The 18410-nt window shown below is 51.0% G+C and carries 17 protein-coding genes; all 17 read right to left on the bottom strand.

Annotated features, from left to right (window positions below; all coding sequences use genetic code 11):
* Positions 1 to 2 precede the first annotated feature (2 nt).
* Positions 3 to 740, bottom strand: a complete 738-nt coding sequence (locus I8U18_RS02595) for a YggS family pyridoxal phosphate-dependent enzyme (protein ID WP_232330927.1) — start codon at positions 738 to 740, stop codon at positions 3 to 5.
* A complete protein-coding gene (pgeF, locus tag I8U18_RS02590) occupies positions 710 to 1540 on the bottom strand; it encodes a peptidoglycan editing factor PgeF (RefSeq protein ID WP_033100253.1) in 831 nt (276 codons plus the stop codon). Before pgeF ends, I8U18_RS02595 begins: the two co-directional genes overlap by 31 nt.
* A 72-nt stretch (positions 1541 to 1612) precedes the next feature.
* Positions 1613 to 1888, bottom strand: coding sequence for a YlmC/YmxH family sporulation protein (locus I8U18_RS02585; protein ID WP_033100252.1), 276 nt, complete (start codon positions 1886 to 1888; stop codon positions 1613 to 1615).
* Between the two features lie 131 nt (positions 1889 to 2019).
* Positions 2020 to 2796 (bottom strand): RNA polymerase sporulation sigma factor SigG, encoded by a 777-nt coding sequence (sigG, locus tag I8U18_RS02580; protein ID WP_033100251.1) that lies wholly within the window; start codon positions 2794 to 2796, stop codon positions 2020 to 2022.
* Positions 2797 to 2867: 71 nt separating this feature from the next.
* Positions 2868 to 3590 carry an RNA polymerase sporulation sigma factor SigE gene (sigE, locus tag I8U18_RS02575; RefSeq protein ID WP_198055655.1) on the bottom strand — a complete coding sequence of 241 codons (723 nt, stop codon included), beginning with the start codon at positions 3588 to 3590 and terminating at the stop codon, positions 2868 to 2870.
* Positions 3591 to 3610: 20 nt separating this feature from the next.
* Complete coding sequence (spoIIGA, locus tag I8U18_RS02570) at positions 3611 to 4522, bottom strand: sigma-E processing peptidase SpoIIGA (RefSeq protein ID WP_235281635.1); 912 nt, start codon at positions 4520 to 4522, stop codon at positions 3611 to 3613.
* A 350-nt stretch (positions 4523 to 4872) separates the two neighbouring features.
* Positions 4873 to 6030 (bottom strand): cell division protein FtsZ, encoded by a 1158-nt coding sequence (gene ftsZ, locus I8U18_RS02565; protein ID WP_033100248.1) that lies wholly within the window; start codon positions 6028 to 6030, stop codon positions 4873 to 4875.
* Between the two features lie 50 nt (positions 6031 to 6080).
* Positions 6081 to 7322, bottom strand: coding sequence for a cell division protein FtsA (gene ftsA / locus I8U18_RS02560; protein WP_198055654.1), 1242 nt, complete (start codon positions 7320 to 7322; stop codon positions 6081 to 6083).
* A gap of 185 nt (positions 7323 to 7507) precedes the next feature.
* Positions 7508 to 8239 carry a cell division protein FtsQ/DivIB gene (locus I8U18_RS02555; RefSeq protein WP_198059147.1) on the bottom strand — a complete coding sequence of 244 codons (732 nt, stop codon included), beginning with the start codon at positions 8237 to 8239 and terminating at the stop codon, positions 7508 to 7510.
* Between the two features lie 138 nt (positions 8240 to 8377).
* The gene (gene murA / locus I8U18_RS02550) at positions 8378 to 9655 is read right to left on the bottom strand and encodes a UDP-N-acetylglucosamine 1-carboxyvinyltransferase (protein ID WP_033100245.1); all 1278 of its coding nucleotides are present in this window, start codon (positions 9653 to 9655) and stop codon (positions 8378 to 8380) included.
* A gap of 13 nt (positions 9656 to 9668) precedes the next feature.
* Positions 9669 to 10577, bottom strand: coding sequence for a UDP-N-acetylmuramate dehydrogenase (gene murB, locus I8U18_RS02545; RefSeq protein WP_033100244.1), 909 nt, complete (start codon positions 10575 to 10577; stop codon positions 9669 to 9671).
* A 111-nt stretch (positions 10578 to 10688) separates the two neighbouring features.
* Complete coding sequence (gene murG, locus I8U18_RS02540) at positions 10689 to 11801, bottom strand: undecaprenyldiphospho-muramoylpentapeptide beta-N-acetylglucosaminyltransferase (protein ID WP_033100243.1); 1113 nt, start codon at positions 11799 to 11801, stop codon at positions 10689 to 10691.
* Positions 11802 to 11825: 24 nt separating this feature from the next.
* Complete coding sequence (spoVE, locus tag I8U18_RS02535) at positions 11826 to 12926, bottom strand: stage V sporulation protein E (protein WP_198055652.1); 1101 nt, start codon at positions 12924 to 12926, stop codon at positions 11826 to 11828.
* A 37-nt stretch (positions 12927 to 12963) separates the two neighbouring features.
* On the bottom strand, positions 12964 to 14325 hold the full coding sequence (gene murD / locus I8U18_RS02530) for a UDP-N-acetylmuramoyl-L-alanine--D-glutamate ligase (protein ID WP_370589217.1): 1362 nt from the start codon (positions 14323 to 14325) through the stop codon (positions 12964 to 12966).
* A gap of 5 nt (positions 14326 to 14330) precedes the next feature.
* The gene (mraY, locus tag I8U18_RS02525) at positions 14331 to 15356 is read right to left on the bottom strand and encodes a phospho-N-acetylmuramoyl-pentapeptide-transferase (protein ID WP_033100240.1); all 1026 of its coding nucleotides are present in this window, start codon (positions 15354 to 15356) and stop codon (positions 14331 to 14333) included.
* Between the two features lie 10 nt (positions 15357 to 15366).
* Complete coding sequence (locus I8U18_RS02520; RefSeq protein ID WP_033100239.1) at positions 15367 to 16758, bottom strand: UDP-N-acetylmuramoyl-tripeptide--D-alanyl-D-alanine ligase; 1392 nt, start codon at positions 16756 to 16758, stop codon at positions 15367 to 15369.
* Positions 16755 to 18257 (bottom strand): UDP-N-acetylmuramoyl-L-alanyl-D-glutamate--2,6-diaminopimelate ligase, encoded by a 1503-nt coding sequence (locus I8U18_RS02515; protein ID WP_198064447.1) that lies wholly within the window; start codon positions 18255 to 18257, stop codon positions 16755 to 16757. The genes I8U18_RS02520 and I8U18_RS02515 overlap by 4 nt, the downstream gene beginning before the upstream one ends.
* Positions 18258 to 18410: the final 153 nt, after the last annotated feature.

The following is an 18410-nucleotide window of genomic DNA, read 5'->3' as shown; positions in this document are numbered from 1 at the left end:
CCTTAAGGCTTCCATCCCCGTTTGCCTCTTCCAACTAACACGGATCCCAACCGAATCCATGTCGCCCCTTCTTCAATGGCAATATCAAAATCTTGAGACATGCCCATAGACAAATGTGGAATCTGTAAACGGGGCTGGTTCAACCGTTGTATTTTTTCTTGCAAACGTTTCAGCTCGCGAAAAACAGGACGCACTTCTTCCGGATGTTCCGCGATCGGCGCCATCGTCATCAGCCCGACCACATCGATAGTAGAATAATTCGCCACGTGGAGCGCAAATTCTTCTAATTCCTGTGGTGAAATTCCCGATTTTGATGTTTCGCCGGAAACATTCACTTGAATGAAGCAACGGAGCGGTTCGCACTGGCGCGAACGGATGCGGCGGTCAAGCTCTTCGGCCAGTGAAGGCCGGTCAAGGGAATGCAAATAACGAAACCGTCCGATCACGTCTTTGACCTTGTTGCGTTGCAGGCGGCCGATGAAATGCCAAACGCCCCTGTCTCCGATGGCCTCCATTTTCGGCAACGCATCCTGAACCTTGTTCTCTCCGATGTGCGATAATCCCAAATCAAGGGCACGCTTTGTTGTCTCAAGATCCACATATTTGGTCACTGCCACGACGTTTATTTCCTTCGGGTTCCGGCCGACTCGGTGGCAAGCCTGCTGTATCCTTTTCTGCACATTTTCCCAACGATTAGCAAATTCGTCCATCAGGATCTCCTTTCCTTCTTTCCAATCCATGCCACCATTCTTCCCGTTTTTCCACGGTCGCGTCGGTGAGAGTAAAAATAATCTCTGTCACAGCTTGTACACCATTTGGTCACAGAAATATGCTCCGGTTTCACTCCGGCTTGTTTCAGCAACTCCGCATTGGCTTTGCGCAAATCAAGCTGCCACTTGCCGGGGATGTGGCTCACGGCAACCCGTTTCAGGGCGAGGGGATCGGCGATCGCCCGCTCGAGTGGCTCATAAACACGGTCATCCACTTCATAGCAGCAAGGACCGATCGAAGGACCGATAGCCACGCGAATGTTGCCGCGGTCCGCCCCCGCTTGGGCAAGCAGATCGATCACTTTTGTCCCGATCTTCCCGACCGTTCCCTTCCATCCCGCGTGGGCAACCCCCACCATGTCCAATTCCGGGCTGTAGAAATAAAGAGGAACGCAATCGGCAAAAAAAGCGGTAAGCAGCACGTCTGTTTCCTTCGTCAGCATTCCGTCTGTATTTTCAAAAGCAGATTCGCGCGTGGTGTTGCCTTTGCCGCGATCTTCTCCCGTCACATGAACCACTTCCACCCCGTGCACCTGCTCCGCGCAAGTCCACGCGGCAAAGGGCATTCCCAGCATTTCGGCCAATTGGCGACGATTTTGCACCGTCAGCTCCGGACGCTCCCCGACATGGAGTGCATAATTGCGACAGTCCGGATCTTCCCCTTTTCTCCTGGCACTGAATCCAACCACGAGATGCGGAAACTCTTTTTCCCACTCTTCCAGTGTAAAACAAGGGATCGCGGCAAAATCCTGGTATTTGAATGGTTCCATACACTCCCTCCTTCGTATCATATTATCATATCTTTGCATATGGACAAATACTTCCTCTTCAGTCCCGCTCCTTCAGCTTTCCTGCGGCAGTTGGGCGTAATAGGGATCGCGTTCCCGGCCATCCAGCCGCACCAATATCACATCGGAGCCGATCTTGACGATCTGTCTCCAAGGTATCACCCATTCCTGTCCGCTGCTGACAAAGCCAAACCATTTGCTTTCACCCGGTACAACCAGCGCGCGAATGGTTCCCTGCCGCAAATCCAGTTCCAAATCATAAATTTGCCCCAGTTTTCTTCCGTCTGCGATATTCACCACATCTTTCGCCTGCAACTCCGAGATTTTCATATAGCCGCCCCCGTTTACTCAGATTGTTTATCTTATGTATATGACGAAGTCCGACAAAATGTACAGCCCGAAAAAAGCCAAAAAATAAAACCCAATCGCCGTCGGATTGGGCCTCATATCATTTGTTCACATTAATTGATAAATTTGTTCATCTGATGGATTGCCGCTTTTTCCAGACGGGAGACCTGGGCTTGGGAGATCCCGATCTCCTCGGCCACCTCCATCTGTGTCTTTCCTTCGAAAAAGCGCATGGACAAAATCATTTTTTCCCGGTTATTCAGTTTTGCCATCGCTTCTTTCAGCGCAATCTCTTCGAGCCATTGGACGTCTTTGGTTTTATCGTCACTTAATTGATCCATCACAAAAATCGGATCGCCTCCATCCTGATAAACAGGTTCAAACAGCGAGACAGGGTCCTGAATGGCATCCAGGGCAAACACGACATCTTCTTTTTGCACGTTGAGAGCTTCGGAGATCTCCAGGATCGTAGGTTCCCGGGAATAGCGGTTTGTCAATTGGTCCCTGACTTGCAGTGCTTTATAAGCGATGTCCCGCAGTGAACGGGATACGCGAATGGGGTTGTTATCCCTCAGATACCGCCGTATTTCCCCTATAATCATCGGCACGGCATAAGTAGAAAATTTCACGTTTTGACTGAGGTCAAAGTTGTCAATCGCTTTCATCAATCCGATGCAGCCCACTTGAAAAAGATCATCCACGCATTCTCCGCGATTATTAAAACGCTGGATCACACTGAGAACCAGTCGCAAATTTCCATTCACGAGTTTTTCACGAGCGGTCAAATCCCCCGCCTGAAGCTCCCCAAACAGCACTCGCATCTCCTGGTTTTTGAGAACAGGGAGTTTCGAAGTGTCTACGCCGCATATTTCCACTTTGTTTCGTGCCATGACTTCCCCTCCTCAGGATGGAACTAAAAGACAGTATGTCCTGAGGAGGGAAATTTATAATGACATGGAAATTAAACCATTTTATTGAATTCTTTACGCAATCTCTTAATAATTCTTTTCTCAAGGCGGGAAATATAGGATTGAGAAATTCCCAAAAGGTCTGCCACATCCTTTTGCGTTTTCTCTTCGCCCCCATCCAAACCAAACCGCAGCACCATAATTTTGCGTTCCCTGTCTGATAGATTGGAAAGGGCCGTTCGCAAAATTTTCCGGTCCACTTCGTCTTCAATGTCCCGGTAGATGGTGTCATCGTCCGTCCCCAAAACATCGGACAACAGCAGTTCATTGCCATCCCAATCCATATTGAGCGGCTCGTCAAAAGAAACCTCCGACCGCACTTTGTTGTTGCGGCGCAAAAACATGAGGATTTCATTTTCGATGCATCTGGAGGCGTAGGTCGCCAGTTTGATTTTTTTCGTCGGGTCAAATGTGTTTACCGCTTTGATCAAGCCGATCGTTCCAATGGAAACGAGATCCTCAATATGAATCCCCGTATTTTCAAACTTTCTGGCAATATAAACGACCAGCCGCAAGTTTCGCTCGATCAGGATGGCACGTACGGCTGCATCGCCTCCGGGCAGTTTTGCCAGCAGATGTTCTTCTTCTTCACGCGTCAGCGGTGGCGGAAGTGCTTCACTGCCACCGATATAATAGATTTCCTCCCCTTTTGCCCCGATATACAGCAAAAGCCGATACCAAAGCAGCTGTAAAATAATTTTCCACTTGACCAGCATGTATCTGCCCCCTCATTCATTTAGGAATGAACAGCCCGAATACAAGACGGATGAATAATCGCCTGGTATGTTCCATCGGACGACAGACGCCCGACATCTAAACCTATGAGAATTTTCTCCATTTTATTCCACCCGTTTTCCTGCCGCACTTGGACATGATCCGGCTTGATCGCCACCATCATGCCATTTTCCTTGCCTGCTGCCCGAAACGGGATTACCCGGATGCGTGTCGCCCACTCCGGAGGGAGTTCACTCCATGCCAAAGCAAAATCGTCCTGTTTCATCAACCGCTTGAATTCCGGAGGAAGCCGCTCTTCCAGCTGAGCGAACTCAATTAACATGACAGGCACGCGTGTAATCGGGTCCCTCAGCTGATTTCCCGTATCAATCAGTCCCGTGCAGGCGATTTCGTGTTCTCCCAACCGGATTTTGACCTCGGTCAAATAGCGATGCAAGGCTTGCCTCTCTTCCAGCGAACCGAGAGAGACCTTGGTGTAAATCCAGACAAGCGGAAACCCGAACAGGATCAGCCCCCACGAAACCGGGGAACCCCAACCGTACTCCGACTCGGTGAAAAAAATGCCACCAGCCACTTTGCTGTCCCCTGTTACGATGTAGTGAAGCGCGATGAGCGCTCCCCCGGCGATAAAACAGGCCAAATAAAAGACACCAAGTGTACGCAGATAGGCAAGCGGATGGCGAAAGCCAAAGGCAATCCAAATCATCAGCAACGAGACGATGATTTTGACCGGAAAAAAATAGGCAAGCGAGAAAGCCGACCACAAATAAAGGGTTGAATACAGCCCGCCCAGCAGCGCGGCAACAATCAACCGCCAGTACGGTGTACGTTGTTTGCGAATTCCCGACGTCAGCCACAGGAGGAGAAAATCCATACAGCTGTTAAGGAGGAAAACAACATCAGCATAAACCACCAAATCCGTTTCCCTCCTCCCCAAGTTTGAGTGAAACTAGTATATCTCAATCTATATTTCAAAGTCTGTCTAAACTTGCCAGGAAGAATTGGCTTTTTTCGTCGAACAAACAAAAAAAGGGAGCGGTGGCCCCCTTCCCTCCCCGCCATTCAGATGGCCGAGTCAGTCAGGGGTGCCCCGCTCCTAAAACTGCGGTGCACGTCATGCAAAAAAGTTGACAAAGTCTCAAACCAAAAGCCTGTCGGGTCCGGGTGCTTTTCTTTGCAGAAAAACAACCCTCTCCTCCTGTCGAAGCTTCTCAACAGCTTTAGATGTCTGTTGCGGAAACATCAGTTTTTGTTCGCTTGGGTTTATTTATTATTTTTAGTCCGGTTGCGCAAGAAGGTGGGTACCTCCAAATGCCCGTATGGATCGATAAAGTTTCCGTCCGTCGGTTTGGATTCTTTTTCCACGCGGCTGAACGGCGGAAAAACGGGTTCCTCTTTATGCCCAAAGTACGGTTTCCCATGCGTTTTGCCCCGTTCTTGCGGCTGTGATGATTGCTTCGTTTGCTGCTCGCCATCAAATCCGGTTGCAATCACGGTAACCAAGATTTCATCTTTCAAATCTTCATTGATCACCGCACCGAAGATCATGTTCACCTCTGCATGGGAAGCCTGGGTTACAATATCGGCTGCTTCATAAACTTCGTACAGACTGAGATTGGTTCCGCCCGTAATATTCATCAGCACCCCGCGGGCACCATCGATCGAAGTTTCCAGAAGAGGGCTGCAGATCGCCTTTTTGGCCGCTTCGGCGGCGCGGTTCTCCCCGGTCGCCGTCCCGATGCCCATCAGCGCAGATCCCCGTTCTGTCATAATCGTCCGCACATCCGCAAAATCGAGGTTGATCAGTCCGGGTACGGCAATTAAATCAGAAATCCCCTGCACACCCTGGCGCAGAACATTGTCCGCTTCGCGGAAAGCTTCGAGCATCGGTGTGTTTTTATCGACGATTTCCAGCAAACGGTCATTGGGAATGACGATCAGGGTATCGACATTTTCCTTGAGAGCGGCCACACCTTGTTCCGCCTGGCTCGCCCGGCGCTTTCCTTCAAAAGTGAACGGCCGGGTTACCACGCCCACCGTCAGCGCTCCCAATTCCCGGGCGATCAAAGCGATTTCCGGAGCCGCCCCTGTACCGGTTCCGCCACCCATCCCTGCGGTGACGAAAACCATATCGGCTCCCTTCAAAACACTTTCAATTTGTTCCCGGCTCTCCTCAGCCGCTTTTTTGCCGATCTCCGGTTTGGCTCCCGCTCCCAGTCCCCGCGTCAGTTTTTCCCCGATTTGCAAACGAATCGGTGCTTTTGAACGATTGAGCGCCTGAGCATCGGTATTGACCGCGATAAATTCCACTCCTTGCACTCCGGCTTCAATCATACGGTTAACCGCATTGCTACCGCCACCACCGACACCAATGACCTTTATCTGGGCAATCTGTTCCATTTCCAGATCAAAATCCAACATATTCTTGTCCCTCCAATAATCAAACTTCTGTTGTATCCGATAGATCGGAACTAGATAAATTCACTTAACCAGCTTTTCATTTTTTCGAATGCGGAAGGTCCGCGCTGTTTTTTCTGCCGGGGAGGGTGGTGAGCCGATCGGGGTTTGTTCAGCTGCAAAATCCCGCGTTTTTGCAAATAATGAACCATGCCAACGCCTCCGGTATAGGCCGGGTCCTTCACACCGATATTTCCCGGAACGGCAATTCGCACGGCGGAACCCAGCTGTTTCTGTGCCACATGCAGAATATGCTCGGTTGCCATTACGCCTCCGGTCAAAACGTATCCTCCTGCTGGTTCATCGGAATACCCCATCGCTTTCACTTGCTGGCGGATGAGTTGAAACATCTCTTCCAAACGCGGTTCGATAATTTGAGCCAGTTCGATCTGGGTTACAATCCTCTCCCGGGTCGTGCCAATGGTTTGTACCTGGAATGTTTCCTTTATCTCAGCAAAATCCTTGCTGGCAACCCCGTATTTGCACTTCACTTCTTCCGCAGTTGTCGTCTGGGTGCGCAAACCGATGGCGATATCATTGGTAATATACTCGCCGCCGATGGGGATCACAGACGTGCCGGCCAGATGCCCTTGCCGGAAGACGGTGATCGTCGTCGTTCCCCCACCGATATCAGCCACAACCACGCCCAGGTTTTTCTCATCGGCGGACAAACACAACTCGCTGACGGCAAGCGGCAAAAACACCATGCCGGCGATATTTAGATTCGCTTTTTCCACGCACCGGAGCAAGTTATGAATGATCGTTTTCGCTCCCGTGACGATAATGGCATCCACCTCCAACCGGACTCCGATCATCCCGTTGGGGTCATGAATGTCATCCAAACCGTCGACAATGAACTGTTTTGGTACCACTTCGATGATGGCGCGTTCCGGCGGAAGGGCGATGACCCGTGCCGCCTGCAGGACGCGATCGATATCGTGAAAGCTGATTTCCCTGTCTTCGCTTGAGACGGCGACAACCCCATGGCTCGGTTGCAAAGAAACATGATGTCCAGACACACCGACAAATACCTCTGAGATCTCTATTCCAACCATGCGCTCTGCATGGTCAACCGCTTCGCGAATGGATTGTACCGCTTGATCGATATTGATGATGGCTCCCTTTTTCATCCCTTTGGATTCGGCAGTTCCGACGCCGACGATTTGCGTGGTACCATCCTGGTTAACTTCGGCCACGATCACGCGAACTTGGAAAGATCCAATATCCAATGTAATAACGAATTCTTCATTGCTCAATCTTGGGCACCTCCTTGCCCGAGAATCAAACTGTGCTAAAGTCCAATATGCGCAATGCTAAGGGAAAGGGAGGAATCACTTACAAACCATATTCAACAGCCAAGGAAGATTTACCTTTTAAGCCGCTAATTTTTCTTCTTGTTATACTTGCATATTTTTCCAATTAAAGAAAAAGAATGACACCGCTAAGCTCCTTCCTTAGCCTTATGATCCGGTATGAACCAGACGCTTTCCAATAAAAAAAGCGTTCCGCTGGGGTGCTTGTAAAAGGAAGGGTAATAGAGCATCATTTCGGAAAGATTGCGGACCCTGACAAAAATCCGATGCTTCCGTTTGCTGTCAATCTCAACCTGGTCTGCCTGCCCGGAGACAGGACGAACCGTCTCACATTCTCTGCGAATGCTACCCGGCAGTTTGGCCAGTTGGAGAACAGCTTGTCTCAACGTCGAATTTGAAGGCTTCCATCCCTCAAAGACAGGTACAGACGCTTCCACCGAAGCCGTGCGGTTCAGGAGAATCGTTCCGTCGGAAAGGATGGGAAAAAGTTCCTGATCGCTTGACCGGAACATGGCTACGGGCGTTTTTTCCTGAACCTGTATGTAGATCTGATTGGGAAATGTGGTGGTCACCGTGGCGTTTTTAATCTCCGGCATGGTTTCCAAACTTTTCTCTATGTGTTCTCTGTTTACTCCAAAATAGGAAATTCCTTTGAAAATCTTTGCCTTATGAAGAATTTCCCCTGAAGAAACCAGATGATTCCCAACAATGTCAATTCGCTCAATTTTACTCAGCGGTGACCGCAAGAATAGGACAATGAACATTCCCGTAAAAAAGAGAAAAATGAAAGCGAACATCCAAGGAGCAGGGGAACGTTTCTTTCCTACCCGTGAGCGAAAAGGGGGCACACGCTCAACCATGGTAGAGATCTCCTTTCCCGTACTTCACCTTCACACTCTTAAGTAAGCCCTAAGTAGTAAAAAAAATTAATCTTCCCTATATATTACCACAAAAAAAGTGCGTTAAAAGATTTTTTACACAAAAAACAGCGGCACAAATCATGTGCTACTGCATGATGAAAAGCCAGTTTTTCTTTCCATGATCCCGCCCAGTTTGTTGATGACGGTTTCGAAGCGTTCATAGCCCCTGTCAATATGTTCCGCTCCGGTGATATGCGTGGTCCCTTGCGCGACCAGTCCGGCAATGACCAGCGCCGCTCCGGCTCTCAGGTCGGTTGCGCTGACAGAGGTTCCGTTGAGACTTTTCCCGCCGCGAACCCAAACCGTGTTGTTGTCCAGCGTGACATCCGCTCCCATTTTTCTTAATTCATCCACATGTTTGAGCCGTGATTCAAAAATCGTTTCGGTCAGCATGCTGATCCCTTCCGCCTGGGTCAGCAGAACAAGCATTTGCGGCTGCATATCCGTGGGAAAACCGGGATAAGGTGCGGTTGCGATGGCAGGAATCGGTCTTAGCCTTTTCGGCCCTCTGACGCGAAGGGAGTTTTCCCCCTGTTCGATTTCGATCCCGAGGCGTTGCAAATGCAAAATGATGCTGGTCAAGTGGGAAGGAATGACATTTTCCAGGAGAACTTCCCCACCCGTTGCACCGGCGGCCGCGGCTAGAGTGCCAGCCACGATCCGGTCGGGGATGATCGTGTGGCTGACCGGCCTCAAAGAACGCACTCCGCGAATGCGTATTTCCGGGCTGCCCGCTCCCGTTATCTGCGCCCCCATCTTATTTAAGAAATCCTGCAAATCGCTGATTTCCGGTTCACGGGCAGCATTTTTCAGCACAGTGGTTCCCTCTCCCAAAACGGCGGCCATCATGATGTTTTCCGTTGCCCCGACGCTTGGAAAATCCAACACGATCTCATCGCCGATCAATTTCGAGGCATAACAGTGGATCACGCCCTCTTTTTCGGTCATTTGCACACCTAAACGCTTCAAACCGTTCAAGTGGATATCAATCGGCCGTTTGCCAATCGCGCAACCGCCGGGATGGGATATGCAGACTTGCTTCAATCTCGCCAAAAGAGGCCCCATTAGAAAAATCGAAGAACGAATTTTGCTCATCAAATGATCTGGAATCACATAGTTATTGATCAGGCGGGTATTTACACGGATGCTCGTTTGGTGGCGTATTACTTGCGCTCCCAACGCCTCGAGAATTTGGCACATCGCCTCAATATCCGAAAGGCGTGGTACATCGTGGATCTCAAATATGCCTTCCGCCAGCACGCACGCGGCCAAAATCGGCAATGCCGCGTTTTTGGCGCCCTGAACGCGGATCGATCCAGACAGAGGTTTACCACCTTCGATCACAAACCCTTCCAAAGTGTCACCTCCGTTACCCTTCACCCACCACCTGCACTTCCGGTTCCAAACGAACGTTAAATTTTTCCTGCACTGTATCCATGATATAGTTGATCAAATTTAAAACATCCTGGGCCGTCGCATTGCCGCGATTGATGATGAAATTTGCATGCTGTGTGGAAACTTCCGCTCCGCCGATCCTGTAACCTTTCAGGCCCGATTCCTGAATGAGCCTGCCGGCATAATCCCCCGGCGGATTGCGGAATACACTTCCGGCACATGGAAATTGCAGTGGTTGAGTTTGTCTTCGACGATCCTTATATTGAGCCAGTCGCGAAGCAATTTCTTCCTTGTCACCATATGCCAGCTCGAAAGTGGCTTCTGTCACAACACCCTTGATCCCGGTCTGCAAAATGGACGTGCGGTAACTGAACGCCATTTGCTCATTGGTCAGAGTCAACCATTCTCCATCTTCTTTTAACACTGTGGCCGACTGAAGAACACGGGAAATTTCGGAGCCGTGCGCTCCCGCGTTCATATAGACGGCGCCGCCGACGTTCCCCGGGATCCCTCCGGCAAATTCCAACCCTTCCAGTCCCTGCTTGGCGGTCATGGAGGCCAGCAAGATGGTGGAATAGCCACCCCCGGCCGTCACTTTTGTTCCCTCGATCTGCAGGTAGTTAAATCCTTCATCGAGCTTGAAAACGGCGCCGCGAATCCCGCCGTCACGCACCAGCAGGTTGGAACCGCGTCCGATCGCGCGCCAGGGGATCTGATGCTCATATACAATTTTCATCGCCAGTTCCAGCTCTTCTTTGCTCCGCGGATAAATCAAAAGATCGGCTGGACCACCAACTTTCCAGGTGGTATGGCGGGACAATGGCTCATTGACTCGCACATCTTTTACACCGCTGTTTTTCAGCTCCTCGACAATTTGTTTCATCAGTCTGTCCCTCCTATCCTAGCTGAATCATACAATCCACCCGAAACTGGTTTAACATAGTTTATGCCGCCGTGTTTTTTGTGTGACGGGAGCCCAATGCAGCCCCCGTCCTTATCGGTTAATGCCGGCAAATGCAATTTTTTCCAATTCATCCACCAACACCTCGGCTGCCTGCGGACGCCCCAGACGGCGAGCCGCTTCACTCATCTCATGATGCTCATCCGTATTTTCAACCAACCGCTTGATTTCGGTCCACAAATTTTCCCCCGTGCATTCGCTCTCGAGCAACATCTTGGAAGCCCCTTGCTCTTCCAGCCAGCGGGCGTTGGCTTCCTGATGGTTATTGGTTACATAAGGGGACGGAATCAGAATAGAAGGTAATCCGAGCGCTGTCAACTCGGCAATCGTCGACGCCCCGGCCCGTCCAACCACCAAATAGGTCGAAGCCAGCACATCGGGCATGTTATAAATAAAAGGCTTCACATCCAGATTTTCCATCTCGGGAATTTGCGCCCGGATCTGCTCGTAATGAACTTCACCGGTCACATATACAAAATGGGCTTGCGGCATCTCCTGCACATGCGGAACCATTTGCAGGACGGCCTCGTTGATCGCTTTGGCGCCCCGGCTCCCGCCGAAAATAAGGATAATCGGACGATGCGGGTCGGTGATTCCCAGCGATTTGCGGCCGGCAGCGGCATTGGCCTGCACCACTTCCGTCGCACGAGGATTGCCCGTAAACACAATCCTGTGAGCCCGTCCCAGATATTTTTGCGATTCTTCCAAGCTGATCGCCACGACATCGACAAAACGGGACAAAAATTTGGTCGTCAGCCCGAGCACCACGTTTTGTTCATGAATCAAGGTGGGAATTCCCAGCTGATGAGCCGCGTAAACTGCCGGTCCGCTCACATAACCGCCTGTTCCCACCACCACATCCGGTTTAAATTCTTCTATGTATTGTTTTGAATTCCGTACGGCCCGCAAGAATTTGCGAATCGTATTGACGTTTTCCCAAGAGATGCTCCGTTTAAACCCCTGGATTTCCACAGTATAAAAACGAATGTTCCCTTCTTTGGGAACAATGCGCGACTCTAATCCTTTTTCCGTACCGATATAGGCGATTTCCACCTCGGGATAGCGTTTTTTTACCGCTCTGGCAATGGCCAGTGCCGGATAAATATGACCTCCCGTACCACCGCCGGATAACAAAATGCGTTTCATCACTTTTCCCCCTTCAAGTTGATTTTATCGTTCAGTAAACCGGGAAAAATTGAGCAAGACCCCCACTGCCGCCAGCGTTAGTGTTAAAGATGATCCTCCGTAACTCAAGAACGGCAGAGTAATCCCTGTCACCGGGAACGCCCCGGAGACCACACCGATATTGATCACCGCCTGAATCATGACCATCGCCGTTATGCCGGCAGCCACCAGACTGGAGAACAGATCCGGCGAGCTGATGGCCACGCGGATTCCACGCCAAACGATCACCGCAAACAAGATCACAACGGTTGCGGCACCCAAAAAACCAAGCTCTTCCGCCAAAATGGAGAAGATGAAGTCTGTATGCGGTTCAGGAAGATATAAGTGTTTTTGTTTGCTCATCCCGAGGCCGAGCCCCATCAAGCCACCCGGGCCGATCGCGTAAAGGGACTGAATCAGGTGATATCCCGCTCCCAAAGGATCCTGCCAGGGATTGAGAAAGGCGACAATCCGCTGAATTCGATAGGGGGCAGCCAGAATCAGTCCGGCAAATCCGGCAACGCCGAGCATGATGAAAGCGAAGATGTGTTTCATTCGTGCCCCGGCTGCGAAAATCATCGTCAGCCCCGTTCCCATCAGAACCGTGCCGGTACCGAGATCCGGCTGCATCATGATTAAGCCAAAGGCTCCCCCCAGCAATAACAATCCCGGCAAAAAACCCTTCCAGAAATCGGAGATTTTATAGCCGGGATCGGCAAACATCTTTGCGAGAAAGATGATCATCGCCAGCTTCATAAACTCGGACGGCTGAATGCTGAAAGCTCCAATGCCCAGCCAGCTCCTCGCTCCGTTACGCAAAATCCCCACGCCGGGGATCAAGACGATGATCAGCAGAATAACACAGAGGATAAGGCCCGGTTTAGCCCACTCTTTAAACCGTCTGGGATCGATTTGTGAAATCCAAAACATCAGGAAAACGCCCAAAGCCGCAAATAAGAACTGCCGTTTGGCAAAGTAAAACGCATCTCCGTATTTGTGATAGGCAAAAGCGGCACTTGCGCTGTATACCATCAGCACTCCGATTGACAAAAGCAGCAAGATCGCAGCAACAATCACAAAGTCAGGAGTCAGGTTCCTTTTGTTCATGGGCGTTTTCACCTCTTACCGATTTGGGAAAAGCGATTTATATTTGAAGACTATGCACAGCTTGTTTAAATATGCTTCCCCGTTCTTCAAAAGAGGTGTATTGATCCCAGCTGGCACACGCCGGTGAGAGGAGAACGACGTCCCCTGCCGATGCCAGACGGTTTGCCAGGACAACTGCTTCATCCAGTGTGCTCACAGTATAAACTTCTTTAATATCTGCTTCTTTCCCTCGTTCTAATAAAATATCTTTGGTCTGCCCGTAAGCGACCATTGCTTTCACTTTTTCTTTCAACACAGGAACCAACTCTTTAAAATCGACGCCGCGGTCCAGACCGCCCCCGATCCAGACGACCGGTTCGGCAAAGGATTCCAACGCTTTCGCTGCCGCCTGTGCATTGGTCGCTTTTGAATCATTGTAAAAGCTGACACCATTTACCGTCGCGACATATTCCAGACGGTGCTCTACTCCCCGAAAAGTGCGGAGCACATCGGCAATTGCCGAAACCGGGCAACCGGCCGCCAGGCTGATCGCGGTTGCCGCCAGCGCATTTTCCAGATTAAACGTCCCTTTCAGAGCCACTTCGCTGACCGGCAATACGGGAAATTCCCGTTCATCCATTCTGGCCGTGATCATGCCGGACGATACAAATACGCCCCGCTCCACCTCCCGGGACCGGCTGAACCAATAAACACGGCCGGGACAATCGGCTGCAACCTGACGGCAGATTTCGTTCTCCAGATTAAAAATGGCCACATCCTCTTTCGTCTGGTTCAAGAACAATTTTTGTTTGGATGAAATATAATCCTCCAGCGTTTGATGATAATCCAGATGGGCCGGAAACACATTCAAAAGGGCTGCTATTTTCGGAGCGAAACGTTCGGTTCCTTTCAGCTGGAAACTGCTCAGTTCCGCGACGAGCCACTCATCCGGTTCAATGGTTTGCACCACATCCGACAACGCTTGTCCAATATTGCCGGCCACGGTATTTTTCACCCGGCCCTTCGTCAGCATTTGGCCGACCAGGGTGGTGGTCGTCGTTTTTCCGTTGGATCCGGTGATGCCGATGATCGGCCCTTTTGAGAGCAACCCGGCGATCTCTACTTCGGTAATGACGGGAATTCCTTTGCCGAGCGCCTGTTGCACCGGTTTGGCCCGATAGGGAATACCCGGATTTTTGACCACCAGATCGACTTCATCCGAAATCAGGTCATCGGGATGCCCGCCGCAAATCACTTGGATTCCGAGCGATTCCAACTCGTTTGCGGATTCGCATTCCGAACGCGGTTTCAACTCATTCACCAACACCTTTGCACCAAGGCGGTGAAGCAGCTTGGCGACCGCAGCGCCGCTTCTGGCAAGGCCGAGCACAATGACAAAACGGCCTGCCCAGTTTTGCACATCATTCATGATCTCATTAACACCTCGAGTACCACGCCGATTGCAGCGAGAATGAAGCTGATAAACCAAAAGGTGGTGACCACGCGCCACTCCGACCAGCCGCACAATTCAAAATGGTGATGGAGCGGACTCATGCGGAAAACGCGTTTTCCCCGCAATTTGAAGGAAGTGACCTGAATCATCACCGACAGGGCTTCAACCACAAACACACCGCCGATAATTGGCAGGAGCAGCTCCGTCTTGGTAATGACGGCCAGTGCGGCAATTCCTCCTCCCAAGGCAAGCGATCCGGTATCCCCCATAAATACTTTGGCCGGATGCGCGTTAAATACCAGAAATCCGAGCAAGGCGCCGACAACGGCAATGGAGAAAATAGCCACGGTCTGGTTGCTCTGCAACATTCCGATAATCGCATAGGCTCCGTAGGAACAAGCCGCTGAACCGGCGAGCAATCCATCCAGCCCGTCCGTTAGGTTTACGGCGTTGGAAGCGCCGATCATCATCAAAAGCAGAAGCGGCAAATAGAGCCAGTTGAGCTGAATCGTATAATCCGTTCCCGGAATGGTCACATCGAAAATATAGATATGCGCATGGTTGGTCCGTACCTGCAACAAAACCCAGAACAGCACCAAACCGATGAACAATTGGCCCAGAAGTTTCTGGTTGGCCGTCAAACCAAGGCTTCTTTTCATTACCACTTTAATATAGTCATCCAAAAAGCCAAGCACTCCATATCCCATGGTGGCGAATAACAGAAAAAATAAGTCAGCGTTCACAACAGGCTTATCACTGTTTAAAAGGGTAATACTGCTTAGCGGAATTGCCGTCAGAACAATGGAGGTAAGAATCAAAACACCGCCCATCGTCGGGGTTCCCGCTTTTTTCAAATGCGCTTGCGGACCTTCCTGTCGAATGCTTTGTCCAAACTTCAACCGTCTTAAAATCGGAATAATCATCGGCCCCAGTATAACTGCTACCCCAAACGCTACCGCGAGCGGGACCAAAATGATGCGAATATTGATATCCCCCATATTCCTTCCCCTACTCTCCTTCTGTTAATTTTTTTATGACACGGTCCAATTCTACCGCTCTCGACGCTTTGACCAAGAGCAGAATATCGCCGTTTCCTTCTCTATTTAAACGATCAGACGCTTCTTCAATCGTATCGAAATGATCTATCACTATCGGGCGGACCGGCACGGCGGATTTGGCTCCTTCCCCGATCCATTTCCCCCGCTCCCCAAGCGTGTACAGCCGGTCGATTCCTTTTTTCACCGCATAGACGCCGAGGTCGGTATGGTACATTTTCTCTTCCGGCCCGATTTCGCGCATATCCCCCAACAGAGCCCATTTCTTCAGCCCCGGCTCCAATTCGCTGAGGAGATCCAGCGCCGCTCGCATCGATGTCGGGCTGGCATTGTACGAATCATCGATGATTTTCATACCGTTGGCAGCCTGCTTCAGTTCCAGCCGCATCCCGGTCAGCTTCACAGCGGCGAGGCCCTCTTGGATCTCTGATTCGGCCATTCCGAGATAACGGCCCACCTCAACCGCCAGCAGGGAGTTTTTCACGTTATGCCGGCCCATCAGAGGCAGGTAATATTCGGTTTGATATTTCCTGGAGCGGAATCTCATTCCCCGTACGCCTTCGATTTGAACGTCCACCGGGGATTCGTCCGACTCTTCCCCCCAGCCGACGCGAATCTGCGGGTGGTGATCCTCTTTCAAGAACTGCCGCAGCAAAGGCTCATCCCCGTCAAAAATCAGGGGGCCATTCTCTTTAAGTCCTTCTTTTATTTCCAATTTTGCCTTGGCAATTCCTTCCCGGCTTCCGAGATGCTCCAGATGGGATTCGCCGATATTGGTAATCACCGCCACATCAGGGCGAGCGATCCGCGAGAGAACTTCGATTTCTCCGGCGTGATTCATCCCCATTTCAACAACCGCTGTTTCCGTTTGTTCCGGCATGGACAGCAGTGTGAGGGGGACTCCTATATGATTATTTAAGTTTCCTTTGGTTTTATGCACGTGATATTTAACGGACAAGACCGTTGCAATCAGATCTTTCGTCGTGGTTTTGCCGTTGCTCCCGGTTACGGCAACCACCTTGACCCCGCTCTCTTCACGATACCTCGCCGCCAGCTGCTGCATGGCCAGCAACGGTTCCGGGACGAGAATAAACGGAATTTCCCGGTTCTCCGGAACAGGCCGATCCTGACTCCACAGGGCAGCGGCAGCCCCTCGCTCAATCGCGTCGTCGATAAACCGGTGGCCGTCAAAACGCTCACCGCACAGCGGAACATAAAGCTGATTTGGCTCAAGCTGACGGGTATCTGTCGACACCCCGCGAATCATCCGATGTCGGTCGGCTGCATTGCCCGCCCATGTTCCACCGGTTACCTCGATAATCCAGTCACATGTACGTTCAATCATGCTTCTCCCCCACTTTGTCTTTCACGCGCTGTAATCGCTTCGCGCGCAACTTTCCGATCATCAAACTCGTGGCGGACTCCGTTAATCTCCTGATAGGTCTCATGTCCTTTTCCGGCAATCAGCACGATATCCCGTACTTCCGCCCGGTCAATGGCAAAGCGGATCGCCTGCCGACGGTCGGTGATCTTCACATAACGATCCTGAGCATCTGCAGGAACCCCTTTGATCATATCAGACAAAATCGCATCCGGGTCTTCTGAACGCGGATTATCCGATGTAAAAATAGCGAGATCGCTGTATTTTGCCGCGATGGCAGCCATGATCGGACGTTTGCCGCGATCCCGGTCCCCGCCGCAGCCAACAACGCAATAAACCTTGCCGGTGGCAAATTCGCGGATCGTGGTCAACGCATTTTCCAGGCTATCCGGCGTGTGGGCGTAATCGACGAGAACGGTATACGGTTGACCGAGTGAAACCGGTTCAAAGCGTCCGTTCACACCGGGAATATTGGCCAGACTTGATTGAATCACCTCCAGGGAAACGCCTTCGATCAGGGCTACACTGATCGCCGCCAGCGCATTGTAAACGTTGAATTTGCCGATCAGTTTCAAGCTGATCTCCGCTTCACCGCGGAATGATTTCAGGGTAAAAGTGGTGCCGTCCTGTGTAATGCGAATGTTTTCCGCCCTCACATCCGCAGGGTTTTCGATGCCGTAGGTCACAACCTGCGCAGGGGTGATTTTCTTAAAATAAGGTGTAGCTTCATCATCCGCATTCAACACCGCACAGGCATGATCTGCGGGTTCGGAAGCATAGTGATTGCCGAGCTGGCTGAAGAGCAACCCTTTTGCTTGGCGGTACTCCTCCATCGTCTTGTGATAATCCAGATGATCCTGGGTCAGGTTGGTAAAAACGCCGATATGAAAACGGCAGCCTCTTGTCCTCCCCTGATCGAGGGCATGGGAGGAAGCCTCGATGACTGAATACTCACAACCCTCGTCACGCATCATCCGAAATGTTTTCTGCAAATCGACGACCTCGGGCGTGGTATTTTTCGCCGCGAGAACCCGCTCGCCGATCTTCGTCTGAATGGTGCCGATCACCCCGGACTTATAGCCGGCGCCGGCCAGCAATTGCTCGATTAAATAGGTGGTAGTCGTTTTCCCGTTCGTCCCGGTAATGCCGATCAATTTCAATTCCTCGGTCGGATACCGGTAAAATTCTGCTGCCACGATCGCCATGGCGCGCCTCGAATCCGGAACCATGATGACCGGCACCGGCGCAGTGACCGGTTTTTCCACCATGAGCGCAGCAGCTCCATTGGCCACCGCCTGCTCGACAAACCGGTGTCCATCAACGTTAAACCCTTGCAGGGCAATAAAGAGATCTCCCGGTTTGACCTGGCGCGAATCGATCTGGATGCCGGTGATCTCGGTATCCGGGTCTCCACCCGCCACCGTATGTAATATTAGCGGTCGGATCAACTCTTTAAGCAGCATGTTGTTCCTCCTTTGAGAAATACAAAAGACAAGACAAAATGCCAGGGTTTAAACCTGGCATATGTTTATAACACATACCCTATTTTAATCCCCTTTGCTGGTTTTGTCACTTCCAATGACTACTACTGCGGTGAACAGCCAAAAACCGGATCT

The sequence above is a fragment of the Thermoactinomyces sp. CICC 10522 genome, from assembly GCF_016055075.1.
Taxonomy (GTDB): Bacteria; Bacillota; Bacilli; order Thermoactinomycetales; family Thermoactinomycetaceae; genus Thermoactinomyces_A; species Thermoactinomyces_A daqus.
Note: the sequence above shows the minus strand (reverse complement) of the source record. Positions and strands in the feature narration are given on the sequence as shown.